The organism is Bradyrhizobium sp. MI1.10, from assembly GCF_055811035.1.
Window position 1 is genome coordinate 69,099 of record NZ_JBVVPN010000001.1, and the last position, 6,021, is coordinate 75,119.

General features: G+C 64.5%; 6 protein-coding genes and 1 pseudogene. 4 read left to right on the forward strand and 3 right to left on the reverse strand.

What is annotated here, in order from left to right; translation table 11 throughout:
- Both AC0L3K_RS00330 and AC0L3K_RS00335 read right to left on the reverse strand, forming a co-directional pair.
- Positions 1–382, reverse strand: a 382-nt coding sequence (locus tag AC0L3K_RS00330; protein WP_473365335.1) for an ATP-binding cassette domain-containing protein, incomplete at its 3' end; no start/stop codon positions are given.
- Between the two features lies 1 nt (position 383).
- A complete protein-coding gene (locus AC0L3K_RS00335) occupies positions 384–1,391 on the reverse strand; it encodes an ABC transporter substrate-binding protein (protein WP_473365336.1) in 1,008 nt (335 codons plus the stop codon).
- Positions 1,392–1,848: 457 nt separating this feature from the next.
- Between AC0L3K_RS00335 and AC0L3K_RS00340 the strand changes: the two genes are divergently transcribed.
- The 4 genes from AC0L3K_RS00340 to AC0L3K_RS00355 all read left to right on the forward strand — a co-directional run bounded on the left by AC0L3K_RS00340 (position 1,849) and on the right by AC0L3K_RS00355 (position 5,802).
- Positions 1,849–3,453 (forward strand): FAD-dependent oxidoreductase, encoded by a 1,605-nt coding sequence (locus AC0L3K_RS00340; protein WP_473365337.1) that lies wholly within the window; start codon positions 1,849–1,851, stop codon positions 3,451–3,453.
- On the forward strand, positions 3,450–3,836 hold the full coding sequence (locus tag AC0L3K_RS00345; RefSeq protein ID WP_473365338.1) for a 4Fe-4S dicluster domain-containing protein: 387 nt from the start codon (positions 3,450–3,452) through the stop codon (positions 3,834–3,836). Before AC0L3K_RS00340 ends, AC0L3K_RS00345 begins: the two co-directional genes overlap by 4 nt.
- Before the next feature lie 174 nt (positions 3,837–4,010).
- Positions 4,011–5,003 (forward strand): NAD(P)-dependent oxidoreductase, encoded by a 993-nt coding sequence (locus AC0L3K_RS00350; RefSeq protein ID WP_473365339.1) that lies wholly within the window; start codon positions 4,011–4,013, stop codon positions 5,001–5,003.
- A 16-nt stretch (positions 5,004–5,019) separates the two neighbouring features.
- Positions 5,020–5,802: a class II aldolase/adducin family protein gene (locus AC0L3K_RS00355; RefSeq protein WP_473365340.1), complete on the forward strand. Its 783-nt coding sequence runs from the start codon at positions 5,020–5,022 to the stop codon at positions 5,800–5,802.
- Here AC0L3K_RS00355 and AC0L3K_RS00360 read toward each other — a convergent pair.
- A pseudogene (locus AC0L3K_RS00360) lies at positions 5,795–6,021 on the reverse strand (FAD/NAD(P)-binding protein); the annotation flags it as partial. The gene AC0L3K_RS00355 and the pseudogene AC0L3K_RS00360 overlap by 8 nt on opposite strands.

Below are 6,021 nucleotides of genomic sequence, written 5' to 3' on the forward strand. Positions count from 1 at the left end.
CCGGGCGGTCCTGGGCTTTCCCCCTCCCCTGGGCATCGCGCACTTGGCCGAGCCCGGGGGCCCCCGCCAGCCGCTGGTCGAATACCTGAACCCGGGCCAGGCGGGGGGGCCCGGGGGCCCCGAGCCGCCGACCGTTCATGCGGGCCTCGCCAGCGCTCGGCTTGAGGAAGCCGCCGACGGCACGCAGCAGGGTCGACTTGCCGCAGCCGGATGGGCCAAGCAGCACCAGCCGTTCGCCGGCAGAAATCCTGAAGCTGACGTCCTCGACCGCCGTGAGAATCCCGTTCGAGGTCGGATAGCTGATGCTAACGTGATCGAGTTCAAGCAGCGTTGGCGACGCCTTGTCGCCGGCGAGGCTCGTCAGTCGCGGAGCGACGTTCATGTCAGCTTCCGGGCTTCTCTCCGAGGCCGGACCAGAACAGATCCCGCCACGACGCCGGCGCCTGCTTGATCAGGCCGACCTTGGCCTCGAAGTCCGCAAACTTTTGGGCGCCTTCCGGAGCTGTTGTGAAGTTGACGTCCTTGTCGCGGATGATGCCCTCGACGAAATCGGGCGCGAGCTTCGAACCCTCCGCCTTGATGTAGAGCGCGGCTGCTTCCTTCGGATTCGCCTTTATCCACTCATTGGCCCGGTCGAGGCCGCGGACGAACGCCAAAATCGTTTTCGGATTGTCGTTGACAAATTTTGTGGTGGAGTAGACCACGTTGAAGGTATGCGGGCCGCCGAGCACGTCATAGCTGTTGAGGACCTGATGCACCTTGCCGCTCGCCAATTGTTGCTGAGAGAACGGCGGCGAGGTGAAGTGCGCCGTGATCTCGGAACGGCCCGACAGGATCTGGGCGGTCGCGTCCGGATGCGGCATGCTGACGGTGAGTTCGTCAAGCTTGTCGTATTTGCCGAACGCCTTGTCCGCCGCCATCTGGAGTACGATCGGCTGAAAGCCAACCTTCACCGAGGGGAGCGCGATCCGGTCCTTTTCGGTGAAATCCGCCAGCGTCTTGATGTGAGGGTTGTTGGTGGTCAGGATATTGGCCATCGAGCCCAGCGCGGCGACGCCGATGATCTTGGCCGTGATCCGCGTCTTGTCCCATGTCAGGATCATCGGTGTGATGCCAGCCGTCGCGAAGTCGAGGCCGCCCGAAATCAGCGCCTCGTTCATGGCCGCTGCGCCGGACAATCGGAGCCATTCGATCTTCGGCGCCGCAATGCCGAGCGCTTTGGCTTCCTGCTCGATCAGGCCCTTTTCGCTGGCGACCATGAGCGGAAGATAGGCGATGCCGAATTGTTGGGCGATGCGAAGCTGATCTGTCTCCGCGCGGACGCCATTCGCGCCACCTGCCGTGATCGTCAGCGCGAGCGCTACGGCCTGCAAAAGCTTCGATCTGTTCATTTGATGTCTCTTGAATTCCTGTTCGAGTGGCTCGTCACGAGCCTTTGCGGGCACTACTTCAGGAAATCAGCCAGACGGTCCAGTGAACTGATGTCGCTGCGCCAAGTTCGAAACGATCGCGCTCGGGTGGCTGCGCTTGGTAGGAACCTGTTCTCCGGACGCGTGTCGCTGAGGAAACTTGTTTCGGGGTTTGAAGAGGCTCTGATTCGCTTTTCGCCTGCCTCAGGGCGAGAAGCTCCATTTCATCTGCCGTCCCGGCTGGAGAAGCTTGTTCTACGACGAAACAGGCGTCGTCCCAACACCGGCAACGACGGCACGACTTGTTCGCGTTGAGCCGCCAAAAGAGTTTTGCCTTTCATTGACGTGCGCGCCGCCTCGCCCAAACATGCTGCGACAAGGTAGCACGCCTCTGGATCCGGCCCGGGGAGGGCGGCTGCGCATTGGCCGGAGGCACACGGTGGTTTCGTCGTCGCTTGAAGAATTGTCGCTCACGGCTGACGTGTTGATTGTCGGTGGGGGTATGGCGGGCGCCTGGGCCGCGACATCTGCCGCGCAGGCCGGGGCCAAAGTCGTCCTGGCCGACAAGGGTTATTGCGGCACCAGCGGCGTCACGGCCGCCGCGGGGCCTGGCCATTGGTGGGTGCCGCCGGATCCTCCCGCGGCGCGCGACGCGGCCGTCGCCAATCGTGTCGCCGCCGGCCTTGGTCTCAGCGAAGCGGAGTGGATGTACCGCATCCTCGATCAGACCTGGCGCACGCTGCCGACGCTTGCTCGATACTACAAGTTCGGGGCCGATGACGAGGGACGGGTCAACTACCGCGCCGTGCGTGGGCCCGAATACATGCGCGCCCTGCGGCAGCAGGTGCTGAGCCACGGCGTCACCATTCTCGATCACTCGCCCGTCCTTGAACTTCTGGCGCGATCCGACGGATCGATCGGCGGCGCCCGTGGTCAGCGCCGACAGGATGGCGGACGAGAGTACCAGATCGAGGCGGGAGCGGTGGTGCTCGCGGCCGGCGGGACCAGCTTCCTGTCTCATCTCTTGGGATCGCGAACCAACACGGGAGACGGTTATCTCCTTGCGGCCGAGGCGGGCGCGGAGATGTCCGGCATGGAATTCACCGCAGCCTACACCATTGCGCCGGCGCATTCGACGATGACGCGCAGCATGGCTTATGCGTTTGCGACTTACTACGACGCCGAGGGCCGGGAGCTGGACCTGCCTTTTGGTCCGGATCAAACGGTTCGGCTCGCCCGAACGCTCCAACGCGGGCCCGTCTACTGCTCGCTGCACCGGCTGCCCGAGGACGTCAAGGCGAAGCTGCATACGATTTCGCCGAACGTGCCGCTGGTGTTCGACCGCTGGGGCATCGATTCCTACCGTGACCGGTTCGAAGTCACACTGCATAACGACGGCACGATCCGCGGCATTGGCGGCGTGCGCGTCCATGATGTGAATGGCGCGACGTCGGTGCAGGGACTGTTCGTCGCCGGCGACAACGCATCGCGCGAAAAGGTCGCAGGCGCCGTTTCCGGCGGCGGCAACGTCAATTCAGCATGGGCGTTGTCGTCAGGCGTGTTCGCAGGCACTGCGGCCGCGCGCTTGGCGCGCACTACGAAAAGTCGCTGTACGGAGCTCACCGCGCTCGGGCAAGCCGGGCTGCGCCCGCGCGGTCGGCCAAAGGACGTCGACGTGGCTGCAGCCAGAGACGGCGTGCGCGCCGAGATGCATCCGTTCGACAAAAACTTGTTCCGCACAGGAGCAGGGCTCGCGGCCTCGTCACAGACACTCGAAGAGCTGTGGACTGAGGTGGCCAATCACGGCCAGGCCGGCTCGATCACCCTGCGTGAGACGGCGGCGTTGCTGGCCACGGCGCGCTGGTCCGTCGCCACGGCGGCGGCGCGCCACGAGAGCAGGGGACTTCACCGTCGGGAGGATCATCCCGCGCAGGACGCGGGATTGGCCGCGCGCCTGCTCAGCGGCGGACTGGACCAGGTCTGGGTCGCGCTGGATCTTCCATCTGCGGGCCTACAATCCGGTCAACTCGAGGCGGCGTCATGATCGAGCTCATCGTGGCGGAGCGCTGCACCGACTGTGGAGCGTGCATCGAGGTCTGCCCGGCCAACGTGCTCGATGCCGGCCGCGACGGCTTGCCGGTTCTCGCGCGGGTCGAGGATTGCCAGACCTGCTTCATGTGCGAACTCTACTGCCGTGCCGACGCCATCTATGTCGCGCCCGATTGCGACCGCCGCGTCTCGGTGAGCGAGGACGATGTGCTGGCGTCCGGGCGGCTCGGGCAATACCGCAAGCACTCCGGCTGGGATGAATGGGCGGAGCATTTTCCAAACGAGCAATGGCTGATGGAGACTGTGTTCCGCCGCGCCGGCGAGGCCGCGGCTCGATCGCGGGCTGAGCGGTCTGAGGGCCTGCGCGGCAAGAAATAGAGGCGGCCCTTTCAGCGAGAGGCCGACTGTCGGTGGGCCGCGTGCAGAGACGAATTATTATGCCTCGATCGGACGCGTCATCCTGTTGTTGCCCGATGCCGATGATCTTTGAAAAGACTATCTTGCGCCGGGCGCCTAGCATGTCCGCATCAAAGCCATCATGAACGTCGCGACATGAACACTCCCCGAATTGAAAACCAGCGTGCATCTACCAGCGTACGGTCGCCGGTCATCGTCAATCAGCTCGGTGCGGAGGTTCGTGCCGCACTGGCCCATCACTGGTCGCGCCCGCTGATCATCGATCATCCGGCCGATCGCGCGCCATGGGAGATCGCCCCCGAGGCCGACGTGCTGCTGACGCGGCCGCTGGCGGGCTGGCACAAGGCACCTGCGAAGAAGCCGCCCGGCTGGCCCTTCGGCCTGCGCTGGATCCAGACCGCATCGACGGGCGTCGATTTCTTCCCGGCTTGGTTGCTCGACGGGCCCGTGGTCACCGTCGGCCGCGGCATTTCGGCCGATCCGATCGCGGAATATGTCATTGCGGCAATCCTCGGCTTCGAGAAACGCATCCACGATATCCGCCCGCGCAGCCGCGCAGAATGGAAGATCACCCCGCTCGGCTCGCTCAGTGGCAAGACGATCGGGATCGCGGGCTTCGGTGCGATCGGCCGCGCCGTCGTCGAGCGCGTCAAGCCGTTCGGCGTCAAGATCAGGGTGTTGCGCCGCTCGGCCTGGCCATATGTCCTTCCGGGCATCCAGCCCGTCGACAGCATCGAGAAGCTGGTCGAGGTCTCCGATCATCTCGTTCTCGCCTTGCCGGCGACGACGAAGACGGCGCGTCTGATTAACGCCGACGTGCTGGCACGCGCCAAGACGTCGCTGCACCTGATCAATGTCGCGCGCGGACGGATCGTCGATCAGGGCGCCCTGCTGCAGGCGCTCGACGACGGCCGGATTGCCGGCGCGACCCTCGATGTCACTGATCCCGAGCCGCCGCCGGAGGATGATCCGATCTATAGCCATCCCAAGGTCGTGCTGACCCCGCACGTGTCGTGGACGGGTGGAGAGGATGCCAAGCGGCTGGCCGACAAGACGCTGGTCAATCTCGATGCCTTCGCGCATGGCGCGGCGCTGGCCGACGTCTTTGACAAGAATCTCGAATACTAGAGAAGGAGCCGCATCCATGAACAAGGTCGTCGAGAAGCCGAAGAAGTACTCCCTGGTCGAGCGCACGCCGGCAGCTTCGTTCGAGGAAGAGCGACTGCACCGCAAACAGCGGCTTGCGGCGACGTTTCGCCTGTTCTCGCGCTACGGTTTCGATCAGGGGCTTGCAGGCCACGTCACCGTGCGCGATCCGGAGTTTCCCGAACGCTTCTGGATCAATCCGCTCTCGAAGCATTTTAGCCAGATCAAGGTGTCCGACCTTCAGCTCGTTGATCATGACGGCAACATTTTGATCGGCGACAAGCCGATCAACCAAGCCGGTTTCGTCATTCATTCGGCGATTCACGCAGCGCATCCCGAGGTGATCGCGGCCGCTCACACGCATTCAACTTACGGCAAGGCCTGGTCAGCGCTCGGCCGCCTGCTCGATCCGCTGACGCAGGATTCCTGCGCCTTCTACGAGGATCACGTGCTGTTCGATCCGTTCTCCGGCGTCGTGCTGGAGGCGGAAGAAGGCCGCAAGATCGCGCAAGCGTTGGGCTTCAAGAAAGCGGCCATCTTGCAGAACCACGGCCTGCTCACGGTGGGACCGACCATCGAGGCTGCCGCATGGTGGTACATCGCAATGGACAATGCCGCGCGCGCCCAGTTGCTCGCCGAGGCCGCCGGCACGCCAAAACCGATCCCGCACGAGATCGCCAGCCTGACCTCGCGGCAGGTCGGTACGCACAAGGGCGGCTATTTCAGCTTCCAGCCGCTGTGGGACTGGATTACCGAAGCCGAGCCGGATCTGTTCAACTAGGGCCGTCGAACGCGCGGAGCCGGCCTGCCAGTTCCGCGCATTGCTGCCTTATGTCGGGAATGGCAATGATCTCCCAGAACGCGGCCCCCGGCAGCGGGCCGCCGGCGGAAAGACGACGCGAGGGGGGTCCGTCACGATTGGCGCTAGCCCACTCGGGTGTGACGTCGCACCCCATTCGCCCCGGCTCGATACCGGCCAGGCCTTTGTGGAGCAGGCTGG